Here is an 18391-nt window from a genome sequence, read left to right as displayed (position 1 = left end):
CTTCTTTCTATGTCCTTATATAGATTATCTATATATTCCACCTTCTGCAACCAAATCATATGGAAAATATGGAAATTCTTCTAACTGTTTATAATCTAAGCCCTTCATTTTGCAGAGAGCGCCTGATTCAAAGGACCAGTAACCATAATAATTATCAATGTTGCGCTTATGCAAATCATACCAGCCTTCATCTCTACATCCCTGATACCATTTTTTAGTCAAGTATTCTTTCAAGAGAGATACAGCCTTTTCAGAATTTTCTTCCTCTATAATCTTTCGGGTAAAGCCATAGGGTCTTGGGAAATTATAGTTGATCCTAATTGTCCACTCTGGATGACGAGACTGGATAAGGTAATCGATCAAATAATCCTCCGGATCATCCGTTTTGACTAAGTCTACTAACTTATCAAAAGTCGTTTCATCAACTTCTAATAAAATACCAATAGAAAGAGCCCAGAGCATTGCATCATATCCTGAATTGCTATGCCACACAGGGACAAGACTATCAACATATTTAAGGTACTCTTCTTTGAATTTTTCAATAAGATGCCCCGCAGTGTAGGTGGCTATCATATTCTCCTTCTGATAAATAGAAATATCAAGTTGTACTGATTTGATAATTTCTTCAATCGGTCGTTTGTATGAATTTTCCCCTTGTTTTAATTTTGTTAATTCTTGAGTCCAATCATCAATAGATAATTTATTAAATAGAATGAGTTCATTAATTTTTTCTTCTATAAATATATTATCTCTTTTCACTGCTTATCCTCAAATAGTTATATAGAGCTTTTCATAGGCATTACACAAAACTAAACAAACAAACCGTAAATCTATTACCTACTATCATACCGAAATACAGTTTGAAGTTCAAGTTAGTCACTAGCTAGGGAAATTAGATAAGTAAAAAGACACCACAGGGTCTCTTACTATTTGATTCTATACTGAATGATCGAGACACAAAAAATCCACTCACTCAGGGTGAAATGGATTGTTTCTTTATTAACGGTTCAACAAGAAATTGAACAATTTTTCGACAATTTTTACGACCAACCAGCATAAGAATCCGATATAGCTGAAATAGAAAATGAGTGACAAAATCGTAATAATCATGGTTTCCTCCTTCGTCGATTGCAAGTACTTGTCTTATTATACCTTTTTATGCAATCGAACTCAATAGAATTTTGAAAATTGTCTGATTATTCTTTTTCTTCTTTAGCTTCTTTGGTGTCTTGATCGGCTTCTTCACTGCCTTTGTTGACAGCTGTCTTAAATTCAGCAAACATTTTGCCGATGGATTGGCCCAACTCTGGTAGGCGTTTTGGTCCAAAAATCAAGAGGGCGCCCAGGATGATGATGATCAAACCTGGTGCTCCAATATCACGTAAAATTCCCATTAGTTTCTCCTTTTTCTTGAATAGATGACTTTACTGATGGCGACACTGACTTCAAATAAGAGGATCAAAGGGAGTGTCATGGCCAAGTCACTGATAAAGTCTGCAGGGGTTAGCACGACGGCTAAGACCAGCAGAACAAAGTAAGCGTAACGTCGGTAGGTTATTAAAAACTGTGGTGTCAAGATCCCAATCGAGGTCAGAAAAGCGACCAAAACTGGTAACTCAAACAAGACCCCTAAAGGCAAGGTGGTGTGCCATAAGAAGGTTAAATAATTTTGTGCCGTCAATTGGGTATCAAACAGCCCTTCTCCCAAGCGCATCAGGACCTCTAAAATAGCTGGACTGACAAAGAAATAACCAAATGCAAGCCCCAGTACAAAGCAAATAAAGCTAGCTGGGATGTAGGCAAAGACTGCACGCGCCTCCTTCTCCTTCAGAGCCGGCCTTACAAATTGCCAAATCTGGTAGACAATAAAGGGTAAGGTCAGGCTAAAGGCTGTGAGATTGGCCAGCGATACATAGATCCATAGGATATCATTTGGCCCCAGTACCAGCAGTTTTTGATGGAGGCTAGCCGTCAAAGCTTGGTAGAGCTCTCCTCCAAATACAAAGGCTACGATGAAGACGATAATATAACATAAGACCACTGCGATCAATCGTTTTCGAAATTCGACCAAGTGCTCAACAATGGTCATTTCATCTGCTCTACTCTTTGCCATGTTGTCTCACCGTGATGAGGGCGATCAGAGCCACAAACATTAACTGAGGAAGAAGAACTTCCCAGCTTGGATAGATGCCCGCCCAATCGATGGTTGGAAGTCCATTGACCAAATGGCTAGGTAGGATATTGGTCAACTGCAGGGCGTGGATGCTGACACCGAGCATCTTGAAGGCCAAAGCGTAAATCAACCACGTCAGAATGAAAAAGATTCGATGAGGTTGGATAGCTTGACTGGCCTTGGTCATGGCCACTGCAATGATGATGAGAACGGCTATGGCAAACCCTATTCCCAGTAAGAAATTCGCGGTTGTAATCCGCGGAATGATCCCGACATAGAAGAGAATAGTCTCAGCCCCTTCACGAAAGACTGCTAAGAAACTGAGAGCAAACATCGACACAAAGCTTCCTGTAGCCGTTACGGTCTTCATTTGACGGTCCATAAAGGCATTCCACTGTTTGACAGAGGACTTGCTGTGGAGCCAAATTCCAATGAGGATCATCATGACCACAGCGAAAATCCCAACGCCCCCTTCAATGATTTCCCGGTTAGACCCCGAAGTAACGGCTGGAAAAGCTACTTGCAGAACAAGAGCGATCGCTGCACTGGCAAGAACACCAGCAAGAGCTCCACCATAGACCCATTTGAGGCCTTTCCTCATCTTAGCAGCCTTAAGGGTCGTCACAAGGGCCATGACGATCAGAAGCGCTTCTACTCCTTCACGTAGAAGAATCAACATAGCATCAAAAGCGTTGTAAGAAGCTGTCGTATCAATCGCAGACAGGTCCCTGATCAAGGCTTGTAATTTCTCTTGATAGGTCTTTTCTTTCCCCTTAACCATAATGACCGGGGATTCACTCTCTACGAGCGTGTAGAGACTTGGATTGGTCGTGCTGACATCCCCCTCAATAGTTGGCCAGATGGTGATGAACTGCTTCATAGTTGCTGCAGCAGATTTATCGTCGCCGGATTGGAATTGGCTTTGCGCCTTCTCCAAAAGCTTGATCCCATCTTTCAGTGTCAAATCCGTACTAGCACTGCTAATCGCTTCTCCTTTTACAAAGGCATCAATCCCATTTTTGAGGTCATCATAGGAGGACTGGATGCTGGTGAAGTCAGTAGGCTCTGTTTCAATGCTACTACGTAAGAGCGAAATGGCCGTCTCGATTTTGCCATAGTAGGCTGTGCTATGATCCCTTACCACTGCTTCGTTTCGTGTCCAGGTATTATTGAGATCTGCATAGGTTTGACGGGTTTTATCCAGATCCTTAGCTGTAATGGCATCTTGTAAGTTCTTAAAATAAGGAGCGAGGCGACTCACGAGTTTGTCTTTTTCCGCCTCTAAATCGACCGGATTTTGCTCTTTTTCAAAAGCTAGCAAGGCTGATGAAATCTTAGTGAGATCCTCTTTGGTTACCTCCCCTTTTATAGCTAGAGCCTGGCTAACTTTTTTTCCTGCCTTGGAATCATGGTGATCTTTGGATTCAAAATTATCCTGAATCTCAGCGATCAATTTCTTGGCCTTATCCTGGTTTTTATTCTCTACAGCGGTTGTTGCATCTGTGATCTTGATAAAGAGATCGCTATAAGATTCCGCAGCAACTGGATAAGTCCAGAACAAGGCAAGAAGGCCTAACAAGATCAAAAGTTTATTCAAAGAGTGCTTGACCAAGATAGCCTCCTTTCTCTACGCCTGCAAAGCAAGCAAAGAGTCCGCTTCCGATATGGGTGATGTACTCGTTCATTTTATCCACTGCACCTAGATTGGTTTGGATTTTAACAAAACTGTTTGGATCTTTTTGAAAGGCGATAAAAATCAAACCTGCATCAAATTGCCCAGTCTGTTCATTGATGCCATCCGAATAGGAATAGGAACGCCGTAAAATCGGACGATCCACTTCTTTGGCCAAACGGACATGTGAATCTACTGGTAGTTTAGATAAATCCACTTCATCAAATTCGTTGGTTTTCCCAAATGGAGCGCCTGACTCCTTGTAGCGACCAAAGGTGTTTTCTTGCTCCTGCAAATTGGTCCGGTCCCAAGTTTCCAAGTGCATTTGGACTAGGCGAAGAGCCATATAGGAACCACCCTTCATCCAGTCCTTGCTGTCAGTCCAGACGACCTTATCAAAGTCCTTCTCCGTCGTGACATTTGCTGTTCCATCTTTAAAGCCAAAGAGGTTACGCGGTGTTTCTTTTCGGTCACCAATCGCTGCAAAACCGGACTTGCTCCACTTCATGGTGATGGTATTGCGACCCTTGCGGATGAGATTTCGGACCGCATGAAAGGCTACTTGCTCATCGTCGGCACAGGCCTGAATGACGATATCGCCACCAGTGTATTTGTCCTGCAACTGCTCCTTTGGAAATGGAGGCAAATCACGAAAGAGCTTTGGACGTTTAGCTTCCAAGCCCAGTTTCTTGAGAAAGGTAGCCGAAACCCCAAACGTCAGACTCAACCGATAGGGGTTGAGTCCCACTGTTTCACCTGTATCTGTTGGTGGCAAGAGGGCATTGGAACCATCTTTTTTGACCAATTCTCCTTCGACTAATTTACTACTATAGTCGGTCCAGTCTTTAAAAAGCTGGATGACTTCTTTTTTATCCGTCGTGTGAAGATCCAGCACCACCAAGTAGCAAGCCTTCTGCATGGCCGTCGTAATCCCGGCTTGGTGCTTGCCATAAAAGGAGATGTCTTCATCCCCATCATAAGCTTTTTTACTGGAACTGTCTTGATTAGCGAAAAAAGCAGATGCACCAGAAAGGCCCAGTGCAATACCGGCCCCTCCAATACCTGCTTTTTTAAGAAATTCACGACGGTCCATTTTTTTATCTAAAAATTTTTCGTCAGCCATTTTTCTTATTTCCCATCTAAAATCACACCCATTTGAGACAAGGGTTCACCAAGTTTGGTCACCGCTTCTGCCAATTCCTTAGTATCTTCCTTGGTCAAATCTGTGTAAGACTTGTAATTTGTTTCATCAGTCATGTGTTTGTCCAATAAATCATTGACATTTTTGAATTCTGCTTCCAAGGTTTTAACCAACTTGGCATCTTTTTTCTCAATCAAAGGTTTAAAGAGTGAGAAAATCTTTTCAGCTCCTTCAATATTGGCACGGAAGTCGTACAGATCTGTATGAGAGAAGACTTCTTCTTCACCCGTGATCTTTTGCGTTGCCACTTCATTGAGCAGATCAACAGCCCCAGTTAGCATCACATCAGGAGTCACATCAACGGTTGCGATCTTAGCTTTCAACTCCTTGATATCGTTCACCAGTTGGTCTGCATATTTGTCAGTGCCATCTGTGGTATTGTTTTCCCAAAGGATGCGTTCAATCCGGTGGAAGCCAGACCAGCCTTCTTCTGATTTATTTTCATCCACATAGTCCACCAAACGGTAGTCAATCTTCACATCAGACTCCCCAAAGGTTTCAGCAATCGGTTCTGAGCGTTCATAGGCCATGCGGATCAAGGGATATTGTTTTTTAGCTTCTTCCAAATTCCCAGCTTTTAGGGTATCTCGGAAACCTTCTGTATCCTTGAGCAATTGGTCAATTTGCATTTCGACAAAGTCTTTGTATTCAGCTGTCGCATTGTCCAAGGTCTTCTGGTCAGCCTTTGACAACTGCACCGTTGAGCTGGTTTGCGTCTTTTGACTCGACTGTTTGCTACTAGAATTTGCACACCCTGCTAAAAGAGCAACACTCAATAAGAGTAGACTATATTTTTTCATGAAAGACTTCTCCTCTTTTGTTCTTGGACTTATTTTACCAGAAGTTTTCTCATTTTTCAACAATTGTCTGAAAATTTAATAATAGAAAGACTTTTCTAAGAAACTGTCTTTTACAAAAGAATATCCTTGACTCGTCCAATTTCAGATTCTTTCACCACCACAAAGATGCTATCACCTAGATACAAGCGGGTCGCACCATTGACCGTATAGCTCTTACCACTTCGCATTTGCGTAGTAATCAAAATATCTTGAGGGAGTTCGAGTTCATGAACTTGTTTCCCTGCAATCTTTTCGGATACAGGAATCTCAATCAAGGTCAACTCTCCTTCTTCTTGCGCCTTATCAGGTAAGAGTTGCTCCAGCATGGCTTCATAGACTGGTGCTCCATGGAAGAGATCCATGATCATGTAAGCCAGCAAGGTGACCATACCCAGTGGCATTAAACTACGAATATCACCGACCATCTCTGTTACCAAAATCATAGCGGTTAAAGGAGCTTTCGAAATAGCCCCAAAATACCCACTCATTCCTAAAATAATGAAGAGAGGTAATTGATTTTGAGAGATAAAGCCAATGTTTTGGAGGAAAGTTCCAACGATCGCGCCTAAAAGAGATCCTAATGCTAGTATAGGCAGGAAGATGCCACCTGGTAAGCCACTACCATAGCTCAACATACTCCAGATGAAACGGATCGCAAAATAAAGAAGGATGGTCAGCACTGGATACGGTACTCGAGCCAAATCCAAGACCAATTGATTTCCACCACCAAGAATTTGGGGAAGAAAATAGCCGATTGGAAGAATCAAGACAAAGGCAAATAAGGATGAGTAATGAGAGGGAACATGAAAAATCTTTTCAAGTAAACGATACAATCGACCGATATTCAGCACCACTACTTCATAGACATAACCTGCTGCCCCCAAAAAGACTCCGAGAAAAAGGTAAATCCAGTACTGAGACAAATGGAGCGGCGGAATATTTTGCGGCATATGAAGTACGGGTGTTTGACCAAAGACATTGAGTGAAATAAAATTAGCAGTCAGACTAGCAGCCAAGGTCGAAATCCAAAAGAATCGAGAAAAATGATGGTAGACTTCTTCCACGACAAATAAAAGTCCTGCTATAGGTGCATTAAAGGCGGCTGCAAGGCCTGCAGCAGCTCCACTTGCAATCAAAGACCGCTCTTCAACTGGGCTGACCTTCAGATGATGGGCCACTCCTTTTCCACCCATAGCCCCTAATTGAATACTAGGACCTTCACGACCAAGCATCAAGCCACTTCCAATGGCTAAGACACCTAGAATATACTTCTTCCACAAGGTATCCCACCAGCTCACCGCTAAGAGTCCCTTGAGCTCTGCTTCGACTTGAGGAATTCCTGATCCCTTGATATCCCGATTGGTGCGAATGAGGCGACCAGAAATCAGTACGATCACCCCGTACCCCAACAGCATCGCCAGCAAATATAGTGGTTGGCCAGACATCTCCTTGTAGACGCCTTGAACAAAATGAAAAATATGTTCGATCAAAAAACGAAAACTCGAGACGACACAGCCCACAACGATCCCAACCAGAACACCTCTGACAATATGTGCCACAATCGAACTAGAGGCAAAACGAAATTCATTTTTAAAGGCTTCTTCTTTAGCAGACATTCCCTAACTCCTTCAAACTCTTATCCTATTCATTATACCTTATTTCACTGCCTCTGAATACATGTAAAGACAGAAAAAAACAAAACCACCCTTGTTAGTTTTGTTTAGAATGTAGACAAACCATTTTATCCAATAAAAATAAGTTATGAAATTCTACAAAGAAATATAAATATGTCCTATTTATGAAACGAATAAAGAAAAGTCAAAACTTTCCGCTGTGAGAAAAGTGCCTGAAACAATACAGTTTCAGGCACTCGGAATTATTGAGACCTTAGGCTCAATAATTAGTCATGGAACTTCTACGAAGTTCGCTGACGTCCGTACTCACCTAAGGAAAGTTTTTAATAGAACTTTAGCTATTATTCAGCTGTTAAAGCTGCCATTGTGATGTAGTTGTAAGGTTTGTTGAAATGTGGCAAGAAGAACAAGTCTGTCAAAGCCAATTTATCAATCGTCACGTGTTCTTGAATCGCAAGTGAGAACATGTGGATAGCCATTGAGATGGCGCTATCACGTGATACCATTTGAGCTCCAAGGATTTGACGAGTGTCTTTGTCATAAACAATCTTGATACCAACTTCATAGTTATCGTGTTTGATAAATTCAGGTTTTTGAAGGTCGTTAAAGCCAGTTTCAGTGGCATTGAAGCCTGCAGCTTTCGCTTTTTCAAGAGTCAAACCAGTTGAAACCATGTGAAGGCCGTAGATAGAGATACCGTTAGAACCTTGAACACCGATTCCTTCCAATTCATGACCGGTCGCATTGTAGGCACCAACAATACCTGAACGAACCGCATTAGATGCAAGTGCGATGTAGCTCATTTCACCACGTGCATTGTCATAGATAGTCGCACAGTCACCAACTGCATAGACACCTGGAAGTGACGTTTCTTGTTTCTTATCGACAAGGAAGGCACCGTTGCGGAAGAGTTCAATCTTACCATCTGCAAGAGCTGTATTTGGACGGAAACCAACAGCCAAGATGACCATGTCTACATCGAAGGTTTCTTTATCAGTTACAAGACGTTCTACCTTACCATCTCCTTCAACTGCTTGAACAGTTTGTCCAAGAGCCAAACGGATGTTGTGGTCTTCCAAGTTTTTCGCCATGATGTCTGTAAAGTCTTTGTCATAGTAGCCGTTTAAGACAGTGTCTACGATATCCACCAAGACAACGTCTTTACCAAGACGTTCGAAAGCTTCAGCAAGTTCAACACCGATGTAACCACCACCAACTACGGCGATACGGTTCAAGTGTTTGCTGTTGTCTTTCAATTTTTCAATCACTTCTTCAGCGTTTTGGTACAATTTAACGAATTGAAGATTTTCAAGAGTTGCTTTGAATTCGCGGTTACCAGGAACGATTTCAACTCCTTTAATTGGAGGAATGATTGGTGTTGATCCAGTCGCAAAGATCAATTTTTCGTAAGATTCTTTGTGTTCTTTCCCATCAACTTCCGCTGTTACCACTTTGTTGTCATAGTCAATTGAAAGAACAGGAGAGTTCATGTAGACTTTTGCACCTTTTGCTTCCAATTTTTCTTTGTCAGAGTAGAAAAGACCTTCAGGACCATCGATTTGTTCACCAATCCAAAGTGCCATCCCGCACCCAAGGAATGAAATGTTTGAGTTTTGGTCAAAAACTACAATTTCATTTTCATTTCCGAAATTATCTAACATAGTGTTGATACAAGCTGTCCCGGCATGGTTTGCCCCTACAACAACGATTTTACTCATAGAATAAATCCTACCTTTAATTTAATTTACTTCTTGAGTATATCACAAAAATGATATCGGTTACAATAATTTTGCTCAAAAATTGTGAACTTTTTTTCAATTTTCCAGAAAATCAAAATTCACATGTTTCAAAAAATGTCAAATAATTTGTCCGAAAGGATTGTGAAAACGGTCTCTTTCTGATATACTATAAATAAGTGAAAATAGGAAAGGATAGATTTTTAGTGGACCTAAGTAGTCGATCCGAACGTTTGATGGGAACGACCATCACTGTTTCGATCTGTCACCCACAAGCGAATGAACTCTTAGCCCGCTGCTTTGAACTTCTTCGCTCCTACGAACGTCGCTTCAGTGCTAATGATGCAAGTTCTGAACTCATGAAGGTCAATCACCAAGCTGGTCTTACTCCTGTCCAAGTTCATCCAGATCTTTTTGAACTGATTGCATTAGGAACCTTGCATAGTCAAGCTCAAAACAGCCATTTAAACATTGCTATTGGTCCTCTTGTTCAGACTTGGCGAATTGGATTTTCAGATGCTAGATGTCCCCAGAAAGGGGAAATTGATCAAGCCCTGACCAAGATCGATCCTCACCAAATACAACTAGACCCAGAAAATCATACGGTCTTTCTGATGCGGCCTGGAATGAAGATCGACTTGGGAGCTTTAGCAAAAGGCTATAGCGCAGATCTAATTGCTACCTATCTGAGAGGTAAGGGAATCAAGGACGCCTTGATCGATCTTGGAGGAAATATCCTAACCGTCGGTCAACACCCCGTTAAACAGCAGCCTTGGCGGATTGGTATTCAAAATCCTGTCGAAAAAAGAGGAAATCACTTACTGGTCCTTTCGGTCAAGGATAAGTCTGTTGTCACCTCTGGCATCTACGAACGTCATTTAGAAGTCGACGGCAAATCGTTTCACCATATCTTTGATAGCGCGACTGGCTATCCGGTTGAGACAGACTTAGCTAGTATCACCATCCTATCTGATCGATCCGTAGACGGGGAAATATGGACTACCCGCCTGTTCGGGGAATCTCCTACTTCTATCCTCAACACTGTTGAATCACTTCCTGGTATAGAGACCTTATTGGTTTCACAATCAGGTAAGATCGCCTATACAAGTGGGCTTCAATCTTATTTATAATTCTGTTATCAGAAAGGAAAATTCCATGATAAAACTTATTGCGATTGTGGGGACTAACTCCAAACGTTCTACAAACCGTCAACTGCTTCAATACATGCAAAAACATTTTGCTGATAAGGCTGAGATCGAATTGGTCGAAATTAAAGATATCCCTGTCTTTAACAAACCAGCCGACAAACAAGTGCCTGACGCTGTCTTGGATATTGTTGGAAAAATTGAGGAGGCTGATGGAGTCATTATTGGAACTCCAGAATACGACCACTCTATTCCAGCAGTCTTGATGAGCGCTCTAGCTTGGCTCTCATACGGAGTCTTCCCATTGTTGAACAAACCAGTCATGATTACTGGGGCTTCATACGGTACCTTAGGATCTTCACGCGCCCAACTCCAACTTCGCCAAATTTTAAATGCTCCTGAAATTAAGGCGAATGTTTTGCCAGATGAATTCTTGCTATCTCATTCAATACAAGCCTTTGATCAAAATGGAGACTTGGTAGATTTGGATGTTATTCAAAAATTAGATGCCGTCTTCAATGATTTCCGTGTGTTTGTGAAAATTACAGACAAATTGCGCAACGCCCAAGAATTACTTCGCAAAGATGCTGAAGAATTTGACTGGGAAAACTTGTAAGATAGGAGACAAAATAGAATGAAATTTGTTGGACTTGTAGGATCGAATTACGATCAATCATATAACCGTAAACTTCTGGAATTCATTCGCCGCCAATTTAAGATTAAATTTGAATTGGAAGTCCTTGAAATCGATGAAGTTCCAATGTTTAACCAAGATGAAAAATGGGACGAAAGTTTCCAATTGCGTCTATTGTACAATAAAATTACTCGAGCAGATGGTGTCATCATTGCTACTCCAGAGCACAACCATACGATCTCTGCTGCTCTCAAGTCCGTTCTTGAATGGCTATCTTTCGAAGTGCATCCATTTGAAAACAAACCAGTTATGATCGTTGGTGCTTCCTACTATGATCAAGGGACTTCACGTGCGCAAGTTCACCTCCGTAAGATTCTTGATGCCCCAGGTGTCAATGCTTATACTCTTCCAGGAAATGAATTCCTTCTCGGAAAAGCAAAAGAAGCTTTTGACGAAGACGGCAATATCATCAACGAAGGAACCGTCAAATTCCTCGAAACCTGCTTGGATAATTTTATGAAATACGTTGAGGTTGTATCCAAATTGAAAAAACCAAAACCAATTGAACCAGAAGATTTAGATTGTAATCATCCAATTGCTACAACTGTTACTGAGGTCGATCCAGATGATCCAGATTGGGTTGAAAAAGTAGCTGAACTTACAGGTGCTGTTTCTGGAGATACTTATGTCAAACTTGACCACGGTATCCTAACCGTTGACCAAATTAATATGTTCTTGAAGGCCATGCCATTTGAGTTGACATATGCCGATGATAACAACCAATTCCTCTACTACAACAATGCTCATCAAGATCCAGATACCATGTTTGCTAAACGCGTGCCACCTCAATCTGGTAGCCGAATGTCAACCGTTCACGGATCCCTTCCACCAGCACGTATGAAAAACGTTGAATGGGTAATCGGCACTCTTCGCAACGGAAACCAAGAATATGTTCGAACCATTGTTCCAGGATCTCCTGAAGGCGTGATCAACACCCACAACTACCAAGCTATGTATTATGAAGATGGTTCTTACGCTGGTATCAATGAGATTGTCTTCAACTTCAAACCATGGTTAGATTGGTACCTGCAAACAACCGGGCAACGCCTTGTAGGTGGTAGCGGACCATTTGCTCCTACTGGTGGTCATGGTGATGCAGATGCAACTTCTGGTGCTTCTGATGCTGGAGGTCACGGAGATGCAGATGCAACTTCTGGTGCAAGCAACTAACAAAAAATGAAGCTTTATGCTTCATTTTTTTATTTTAAGTCTTTGATAATCTTCTTAGCATCTTCGTTTGAGATAGCCCCTAATTGAACATGTCCAATTTTTCCTTGGCTATCGATAAAGACTTCCGTAGGAATCGAACGAACTTGATAATTCATAAAGGCAGATCCATCTGGATTATACAAAACAGGAACCGATTGATAGTCTTGTTGGGCAAACCATTTGACGAACTCTTCTTCTGTTTTTTCCCCTTGCATTCCCGGTGCCATAACCGTGAGAATCTCAAAATCTCTATCCTTTTCTTCAACCAATTTATTAAGTTCAGGCATGCTTTGACGACAAGGACCACACCAGGTAGCCCAGAATTTCAAATAAACCTTTTTTCCTTTATAATCTGAAAGCTTAACTGTGTTCCCCTTCATGTCTTTTAGTTCGAAGTCACTTGCTTCTTTTCCTACTAAGGGATGTTTACTAGCGGTTGTGTTGGTCATGGTTTGATTGCTCATATTGTTCATACCACTCTCACTTGATTGCTCCATCGAACAAGCAGACAGTAAAGCGATTGAGAGGATTGAAAAACATGTATATTTGATAAATTTCATAGGTATAATACCTCCATTTGATTTATGAAAAGATTGAAGACAAGCTATTTAATTGTCCCAAGAGTAATAGAATCCCCATAATAATGATGATGGCTCCACCGATTTTCTTCAGCAACAAGAGATGGGGTTTGAGACGATTGAAATAAGGCAATACAAGACCTGATGCCAGTGCTAAGAGCAAGAATGGGATGGCCATCCCTAATGTATAGATAAAGAGATAGAGAGCACCCACGAGGGCATCTTGTCCATTGGATGCTGCTAATGCTAGAACCGATCCTAATACAGGACCAATGCAAGGCGTCCAACCAAAACTAAAGCCAAGACCAAGAAGAAAGGCTGAAAACAACTCATTCTTCTGTTTGTTGGCTCCAAAATCTACTGATTTTTGCTTCTCAAGGAAATGAAAATGAAAGACTTCCATCTGATGAAGACCAAGGATAATGATCAGCGCTCCCATCACATAGCGGAACCAGTTGGTATACATAACCTGCCCCAATAAGCCAGCTCCGAAACCTATGATAAGGAAAATAACAGAAATACCTGCGATAAAACACAAGGTCTTAACGATGCCATGCCAGCGTATCTTTTTCCCAAAAATCTGAACGGATTTTTCCTGATCACTTCCTAGCAAAACGCCGATGTAGACCGGGAGCAAAGGAAAGACACAGGGAGAGAAAAAGGAGAGAATCCCTGCCAGAAAGACAGTGAAAGAGAAAACGATTTGATTCATAAAACGCTCCGTATATTGATATGTTAGAAATAGTATAACATGCCCTTCCTTAAATTAAAAATTTCTGCTACGTTTTGGTTTTAAAGAATCCATTTCGTTACTAGTTTCAAAATAAAAAAACTCTAAAGCGGGGAACTTTAGAGTTTCTAGTAAATCTTATTCTTCTTCTGCACTTTGTTTATTGGGCAAGAACAGAGCAAGGACAATACCAACGACTGCTGGTAGTAACCATGGGAGGGATTGGGCAGCAAACGGCAAGTGCTTAATGATGTTTGCTAGACCTGCAAGTTTAAAGGTACTTGCCAGAACGTCTCCAAACGCAACCAAGCTAACTAAGAAAATAGTCAATTGCATCCCTGGTTTTGATAGTTGAGTAAATTTATTTACAATCACAATCAACACAATAGTAATCGTGATTGGATAGAGGATCATCAAGACAGGCAATGAATAGGCAATAATGGCACTCAAACCAAGATTGGCAATGGAGAATCCAATCAAGGTAAAAAGAGTTGCATAGACCTTGTAAGAAATTTTAGGGAAAGTGTTATGGAAGAATTCCCCTGTCGATACGATCAAACCTGCTGTTGTGGTAAAGCAAGTCACCGTTACCATACCTGCAAGGAAAATTTGAGCAACTGGGCCGAAGATAGCCTTGGTTGCTTCTGAGAGGACATAAACACCCTTATTGGCATCGGAAGCCATCACTTCTGCTGGAATTGGGAAGTGATTTCCAAGATAACCCAATCCAATATACAAAATACTAAAGCCAATAGCTACAACGACACCAACAATCCAGATCGTTTTAATGTATTCTTTTTTGCTGGTGAAACCAAGTTGATTAAGAGTAGTCACTGCGATGACGCTAAAGGCTACTGAAGCAAGAGCATCCAAAGTGTTATACCCTTCAAGGAAACCTTGACCAAAGGCAGATGCTTGGTAGTCTTCTGTTGCCACTTGAGGCGCGTTTCCGCTGTACTTGAGAGCACCAAGGACAACGAGTACAACGATCAAGATAGCAAAGACAGGTGTTAAAATCCGACCAATACTATCTAGGATTTTAGAAGGATACAAGGCAATCAAATAGGCCAAACAGAAATAAATCAAGGTAAAAATGAAAAGACCAAGTCCTCCATTGGCATTTCCTAACAAGGGGGCGATTCCAACTTCGTAAGAAACAGTAGCTGTTCTTGGAATGGCAAAGAAGGGACCAATAGACAGATACAAGGCTACCAGATAAACGATGGCAAACCAAGGGGCTATTTTACGAGAAATCTCATGGATATAGCCTTTAGGATTGAGTGTCCCAATAATCAAGGTGATAATTGCAATCCCTACTCCTGATAAGACAAATCCAGCAATAGCTGGCCAAAAATGGCTACCCGACTGGGCGCCTAGCGCAGGTGGAAAGATCAAATTCCCTGCACCGAAGAAAATACCAAATAACAGCAAACCTGTTAAGGAACCTTTTCGTAACATGTGTTCTCCTTTTCATTTGTCAATCTTTTCTAGTATAACAGCTTTTATCCACCACGGCAATTCTTTTTTTCTGAATCTATTGTTTTTCTCAATTGGCAGTTAAGGCTTTTAATAACATTGAACGATTGTGGAGTTCATAAGCACATTTTAGCCAAGTGTGTTACAATTGAACTACTACTATATTTAGGAGTCATCATGTTTTTCTATCTATTCTGGTTGGTTCCAGCTACCATTTTTTTATTTTTCTTTATAAACGACCGCAGACGACTGATCAATGCTTATCTCTTTTCAATAAGTTTCGGACTTTTCCTCCTAATTTCTGCCCTTCTACTAGTTGTTCGTACGGAGCTCTGGTTTAACCAAAAAGTTGCCATCATTATCTTTTCAGTACTTGCTATCCTTGTTTTACTCAGCATTATTTTCTCAACTGTTTTTCTTCTTTTTAACGGCCGTCAAATGATGTCTTTTGAAGGTAAAAGGTTGTCTAACCTCCTCTCACTCCTATATGGGATTTTTATTATCGGCACCTTGGCGCTTCATTTTCTTCCTGATTTCCCAGGAAAAGATCTCTTGATTTATCCAACAGACTTTGCTCTCTTTTACTCTACTTTTCTTTATCTTTCTTATGTTTTATATGGGACTTTTTGCAATTACTTCCCCGTTCGTAAAGAGCCGGATGCTATCATTGTCCTTGGCTCCGGTCTAATTGGGGATAAAGTACCACCACTTTTGGCCCAGCGTCTCACTAAAGGAAAGGCTATCTATGAGCAGTTCGAGGGACGACCAAAACTGATTGTTTCTGGTGGACAAGGAGCAGACGAATTGACTTCTGAAGCTGCTGCTATGGCAAACTACCTGATGGAACAGGGGGTACCACAGGAAGACATTTTGATCGAGAATCGCTCACGTACTACTTTTGAAAACTTGACTTTTAGTAAGGCTATCCTTCAAGAACAGGGACTAGGAAAATATGTTTTAGTCGTGACCAATTCTTTTCACGCTCTTCGGGCTGGTATCTTTATGAGACAATTAAAAATCCCTGGACGCAGTGTCGGTTCAAAAACAGCTTTTTATTATCTCCCATCGGCTTGGATCCGAGAGACGGTTGGGCTAGTTTCTCTCTATTGGAAATGGCATGCTGCTTTCTTAGCTTTTCTGTTTCTGCCTTGGTTCTTTTCACAAGTCATGAGTATCGTGAACTATTTCTTTATTTACTAACCAAAAAAGTTCTCTGCAAATTAGCTGAGAACTTTTTTAAATCATGTCTAATGATCACTAAAGCGTCGGTATTCAATACGGAAATCAAAGTAATTCTCTGCCTGCAGTTTATGGAAGATGTCCCGATAAGCCTCTTCATCAAATTGATCGCCTCGATAGAGAATCTCAAAACTCAGATCATCGTATTCTAAAAAGGCATTAGCAGTTTTAAATCCATTTCGCTTATAGAAATCCATCCGAGACTGACGTTGCTCTATATTGTCGCATTCTTCATCTAAACGTTCCACTTCAAGAATCATGGTCCTTTGGTAAAATTCCACCAATTTTTCAATGATTTCTTGACCATATCCGTGGCTTCTTAAATGTGGCATAATGGCAAAAAAACTGACATAAAAAGCTTTCTGATTATAGATTGAAAAAGCAAATCCGACAAATTCTTCCTCGTTATAAAAAGCAAAGAAATTGGCATCGTCATTGTCCGTATAGCGTAAAAATTCTGACAAAGGAACACGCTCTTCTTCTGGAAATGCTTCGATATTCAGCCTTTCGACCTTATCCAGATCTGGAAACGTTTCAGTGATTAATTGGCTCGTTAAGCTCATAAGGCCTCCTTTTCTGACACGATTATATCAAAAAATGTAAGGGGATTCAACCATCGATGCTTGTCGCCGGTTACTGAAGTTGGTATAATGGCACTATGAAAAGAATTCAACGTGTGGACCTCATAGATGGTCCTATTTTACCCGCTCTTTTAAGTTTTGCCTTTCCTATTCTTTTGTCCAATATCTTTCAACAACTCTACAATACCTCGGATGTTATGATTGTGGGGCGTTTTCTAGGTCAAAAATCATTGGCTGCCGTTGGAGCAACCTCTGCTATTTTTGATTTGATCGTTGGTTTTGCTGTCGGTGTTGGAAATGGAATGGGCATTATTATTGCGAGAAATTATGGAGCCAAAAACGAAGACCAATTACGAAAATCAGTTGCAGCAACTACTGTTATTGGTGGCATCCTCAGTCTCCTCGTGATCTTCATTGGTGCTGTCGGACTTTATCCACTGCTCCAGTTTTTAGGGACCCCATCAGCTATTGTAGCTCAGTCCTATCTATATATTTCCACCATTGTTAATGGTGTGGCAGTGACCTTTGCCTATAATCTTTGCGCCGGACTTCTGAGAGCGGTTGGCGATAGCTTAGCGGCACTCTACTTCCTGATTATCGCTGCCATTCTCAATATTCTTCTCGATCTATATTTTATTACCCAACTACATCTCGGAGTCCAATCTGCTGGAATTGCGACTATTATTGCTCAAAGCTTCTCCGCACTTCTTTGTTTCTTTTATATCCGCAAAAAGGTCCCTTTTCTTTTACCAAGTCGAAAAGATTTTGTCTGGGATCAAAGGCTGTATCAGGATTTGATTAGCCAAGGACTGACAATGGGTCTCATGTCTTCGATTGTCTCTATTGGAACCGTCATCTTACAATCAGCTATCAACAAGCTTGGAATGACCATCATTAGTGCTCAAATCTCAGCCCGCCGGATCATGTCCTTTGCCCTTCTGCCAATGGCCGCTATTTCTACAAGTATGACGACCTTTACCTCGCAAAACTTTGGTGCTAAACAATTCCGACGCATTCAAAAAGGCGTTAAACAAGCTTGTCTCCTCTCTCTTATTTGGTCCATTTTTGTTGCAGTTTTCCTCTTCTTTACAAGCCCCTTCTTTACAAGCCTCATATCTGGATCTAGCGATCCTAACTTGATCGCAAATGCCAGTCTTTATCTGCAGATCAGCTCTTTCTTCTATCCAGTTTTAGGATGCCTCTTGATTTTAGGGAATTCCCTCCAAGGTATCGGCCGAAAATTGACCCCTTTGATTTCTAGCTTTATAGAGTTAACAGGAAAAATTCTCTTTGTTCTCCTGATTATTCCCTATACAGGCTATATAGGAGTCATTCTTTGCGAGCCTCTCATTTGGGTTCCAATGACCCTTCAACTTTGGTTTACCTACCACAAAGCCAGTCATCAGCTTCTTGCATCATAACATTTGACGAGTACATAATAAAACAACTTCTGCTCATTTGAACAGAAGTTATTTTTTGTCATC

General features: G+C 41.2%; 17 protein-coding genes. 5 read left to right on the top strand and 12 right to left on the bottom strand.

Annotated elements, in window-relative coordinates:
• Nucleotides 1–24 precede the first annotated feature (24 nt).
• From QM351_RS02455 to nox, 8 genes are all read right to left on the bottom strand, one after another.
• The gene (locus QM351_RS02455) at nt 25–759 is read right to left on the bottom strand and encodes a PoNe immunity protein domain-containing protein (RefSeq protein WP_254728107.1); all 735 of its coding nucleotides are present in this window, start codon (nt 757–759) and stop codon (nt 25–27) included.
• A 437-nt stretch (nt 760–1196) separates the two neighbouring features.
• Nucleotides 1197–1394 carry a twin-arginine translocase TatA/TatE family subunit gene (locus QM351_RS02450; protein ID WP_003007243.1) on the bottom strand — a complete coding sequence of 66 codons (198 nt, stop codon included), beginning with the start codon at nt 1392–1394 and terminating at the stop codon, nt 1197–1199.
• A complete protein-coding gene (tatC, locus tag QM351_RS02445) occupies nt 1394–2113 on the bottom strand; it encodes a twin-arginine translocase subunit TatC (RefSeq protein WP_414326413.1) in 720 nt (239 codons plus the stop codon). The genes QM351_RS02450 and tatC overlap by 1 nt, the downstream gene beginning before the upstream one ends.
• A complete protein-coding gene (locus QM351_RS02440) occupies nt 2100–3785 on the bottom strand; it encodes an FTR1 family iron permease (RefSeq protein WP_414326411.1) in 1686 nt (561 codons plus the stop codon). Before QM351_RS02440 ends, tatC begins: the two co-directional genes overlap by 14 nt.
• The gene (efeB, locus tag QM351_RS02435; RefSeq protein ID WP_414326409.1) at nt 3763–4968 is read right to left on the bottom strand and encodes an iron uptake transporter deferrochelatase/peroxidase subunit; all 1206 of its coding nucleotides are present in this window, start codon (nt 4966–4968) and stop codon (nt 3763–3765) included. Before efeB ends, QM351_RS02440 begins: the two co-directional genes overlap by 23 nt.
• A gap of 5 nt (nt 4969–4973) precedes the next feature.
• Nucleotides 4974–5846, bottom strand: a complete 873-nt coding sequence (gene efeO / locus QM351_RS02430; protein ID WP_049482961.1) for an iron uptake system protein EfeO — start codon at nt 5844–5846, stop codon at nt 4974–4976.
• A gap of 110 nt (nt 5847–5956) precedes the next feature.
• Entirely contained in the window at nt 5957–7501 is a 1545-nt protein-coding gene (locus QM351_RS02425) for a ClC family H(+)/Cl(-) exchange transporter (protein ID WP_414326407.1), read from the bottom strand.
• 359 nt (nt 7502–7860) lie between these two features.
• Nucleotides 7861–9237: a H2O-forming NADH oxidase gene (nox, locus tag QM351_RS02420; protein WP_023918076.1), complete on the bottom strand. Its 1377-nt coding sequence runs from the start codon at nt 9235–9237 to the stop codon at nt 7861–7863.
• Nucleotides 9238–9461: 224 nt separating this feature from the next.
• Between nox and QM351_RS02415 the strand changes: the two genes are divergently transcribed.
• Genes QM351_RS02415 through QM351_RS02405 form a run of 3 tightly spaced genes read left to right on the top strand, consistent with a single transcriptional unit; the run spans nt 9462 to nt 12264 of the window.
• The gene (locus tag QM351_RS02415) at nt 9462–10385 is read left to right on the top strand and encodes an FAD:protein FMN transferase (RefSeq protein WP_414326404.1); all 924 of its coding nucleotides are present in this window, start codon (nt 9462–9464) and stop codon (nt 10383–10385) included.
• A 25-nt stretch (nt 10386–10410) separates the two neighbouring features.
• A complete protein-coding gene (locus QM351_RS02410) occupies nt 10411–11016 on the top strand; it encodes an NADPH-dependent FMN reductase (RefSeq protein WP_414326402.1) in 606 nt (201 codons plus the stop codon).
• Between the two features lie 18 nt (nt 11017–11034).
• Nucleotides 11035–12264: an NAD(P)H-dependent oxidoreductase gene (locus QM351_RS02405; RefSeq protein WP_414326401.1), complete on the top strand. Its 1230-nt coding sequence runs from the start codon at nt 11035–11037 to the stop codon at nt 12262–12264.
• Between the two features lie 29 nt (nt 12265–12293).
• Here the strand turns inward: QM351_RS02405 and QM351_RS02400 are convergent, their stop codons facing one another.
• The 3 genes from QM351_RS02400 to brnQ form a co-directional block, all read right to left on the bottom strand.
• A complete protein-coding gene (locus QM351_RS02400) occupies nt 12294–12863 on the bottom strand; it encodes a TlpA family protein disulfide reductase (protein ID WP_414326399.1) in 570 nt (189 codons plus the stop codon).
• A gap of 22 nt (nt 12864–12885) precedes the next feature.
• Entirely contained in the window at nt 12886–13593 is a 708-nt protein-coding gene (gene ccdA2, locus QM351_RS02395; RefSeq protein ID WP_049497920.1) for a thiol-disulfide oxidoreductase-associated membrane protein CcdA2, read from the bottom strand.
• A 156-nt stretch (nt 13594–13749) separates the two neighbouring features.
• Nucleotides 13750–15069: a branched-chain amino acid transport system II carrier protein gene (gene brnQ, locus QM351_RS02390; RefSeq protein ID WP_223324733.1), complete on the bottom strand. Its 1320-nt coding sequence runs from the start codon at nt 15067–15069 to the stop codon at nt 13750–13752.
• A 195-nt stretch (nt 15070–15264) separates the two neighbouring features.
• On the opposite strand from brnQ, the gene QM351_RS02385 reads away from it, so the two are divergent.
• Nucleotides 15265–16287, top strand: a complete 1023-nt coding sequence (locus tag QM351_RS02385; RefSeq protein ID WP_414326397.1) for a YdcF family protein — start codon at nt 15265–15267, stop codon at nt 16285–16287.
• Nucleotides 16288–16334: 47 nt separating this feature from the next.
• Here QM351_RS02385 and QM351_RS02380 read toward each other — a convergent pair whose 3' ends face one another.
• Nucleotides 16335–16889, bottom strand: a complete 555-nt coding sequence (locus QM351_RS02380) for a GNAT family N-acetyltransferase (protein ID WP_061455550.1) — start codon at nt 16887–16889, stop codon at nt 16335–16337.
• Nucleotides 16890–16984: 95 nt separating this feature from the next.
• Between QM351_RS02380 and QM351_RS02375 the strand changes: the two genes are divergently transcribed.
• On the top strand, nt 16985–18328 hold the full coding sequence (locus tag QM351_RS02375) for an MATE family efflux transporter (protein ID WP_371495048.1): 1344 nt from the start codon (nt 16985–16987) through the stop codon (nt 18326–18328).
• The last annotated feature ends 63 nt before the right edge of the window (nt 18329–18391 follow it).

Source organism: Streptococcus parasanguinis (assembly GCF_047465465.1).
Classification (GTDB): domain Bacteria; phylum Bacillota; class Bacilli; order Lactobacillales; family Streptococcaceae; genus Streptococcus; species Streptococcus parasanguinis_AI.
Note: the sequence above shows the minus strand (reverse complement) of the source record. Positions and strands in the feature narration are given on the sequence as shown.

What these genes read in the sequence shown, in the direction of transcription:
- QM351_RS02450 (WP_003007243.1), bottom strand. Translation starts at nt 1,394, where the DNA reads ATGGGAATTTTACGTGATATTGGAGCACCAGGTTTGATCATCATCATC.
- tatC (WP_414326413.1), bottom strand. Translation starts at nt 2,113, where the DNA reads ATGGCAAAGAGTAGAGCAGATGAAATGACCATTGTTGAGCACTTGGTC.
- efeB (WP_414326409.1), bottom strand. Translation starts at nt 4,968, where the DNA reads ATGGCTGACGAAAAATTTTTAGATAAAAAAATGGACCGTCGTGAATTT.
- efeO (WP_049482961.1), bottom strand. Translation starts at nt 5,846, where the DNA reads ATGAAAAAATATAGTCTACTCTTATTGAGTGTTGCTCTTTTAGCAGGG.
- QM351_RS02425 (WP_414326407.1), bottom strand. Translation starts at nt 7,501, where the DNA reads ATGTCTGCTAAAGAAGAAGCCTTTAAAAATGAATTTCGTTTTGCCTCT.
- nox (WP_023918076.1), bottom strand. Translation starts at nt 9,237, where the DNA reads ATGAGTAAAATCGTTGTTGTAGGGGCAAACCATGCCGGGACAGCTTGT.
- QM351_RS02410 (WP_414326402.1), top strand. Translation starts at nt 10,411, where the DNA reads ATGATAAAACTTATTGCGATTGTGGGGACTAACTCCAAACGTTCTACA.
- QM351_RS02405 (WP_414326401.1), top strand. Translation starts at nt 11,035, where the DNA reads ATGAAATTTGTTGGACTTGTAGGATCGAATTACGATCAATCATATAAC.
- QM351_RS02400 (WP_414326399.1), bottom strand. Translation starts at nt 12,863, where the DNA reads ATGAAATTTATCAAATATACATGTTTTTCAATCCTCTCAATCGCTTTA.
- ccdA2 (WP_049497920.1), bottom strand. Translation starts at nt 13,593, where the DNA reads ATGAATCAAATCGTTTTCTCTTTCACTGTCTTTCTGGCAGGGATTCTC.
- brnQ (WP_223324733.1), bottom strand. Translation starts at nt 15,069, where the DNA reads ATGTTACGAAAAGGTTCCTTAACAGGTTTGCTGTTATTTGGTATTTTC.
- QM351_RS02385 (WP_414326397.1), top strand. Translation starts at nt 15,265, where the DNA reads ATGTTTTTCTATCTATTCTGGTTGGTTCCAGCTACCATTTTTTTATTT.
- QM351_RS02380 (WP_061455550.1), bottom strand. Translation starts at nt 16,889, where the DNA reads ATGAGCTTAACGAGCCAATTAATCACTGAAACGTTTCCAGATCTGGAT.
- QM351_RS02375 (WP_371495048.1), top strand. Translation starts at nt 16,985, where the DNA reads ATGAAAAGAATTCAACGTGTGGACCTCATAGATGGTCCTATTTTACCC.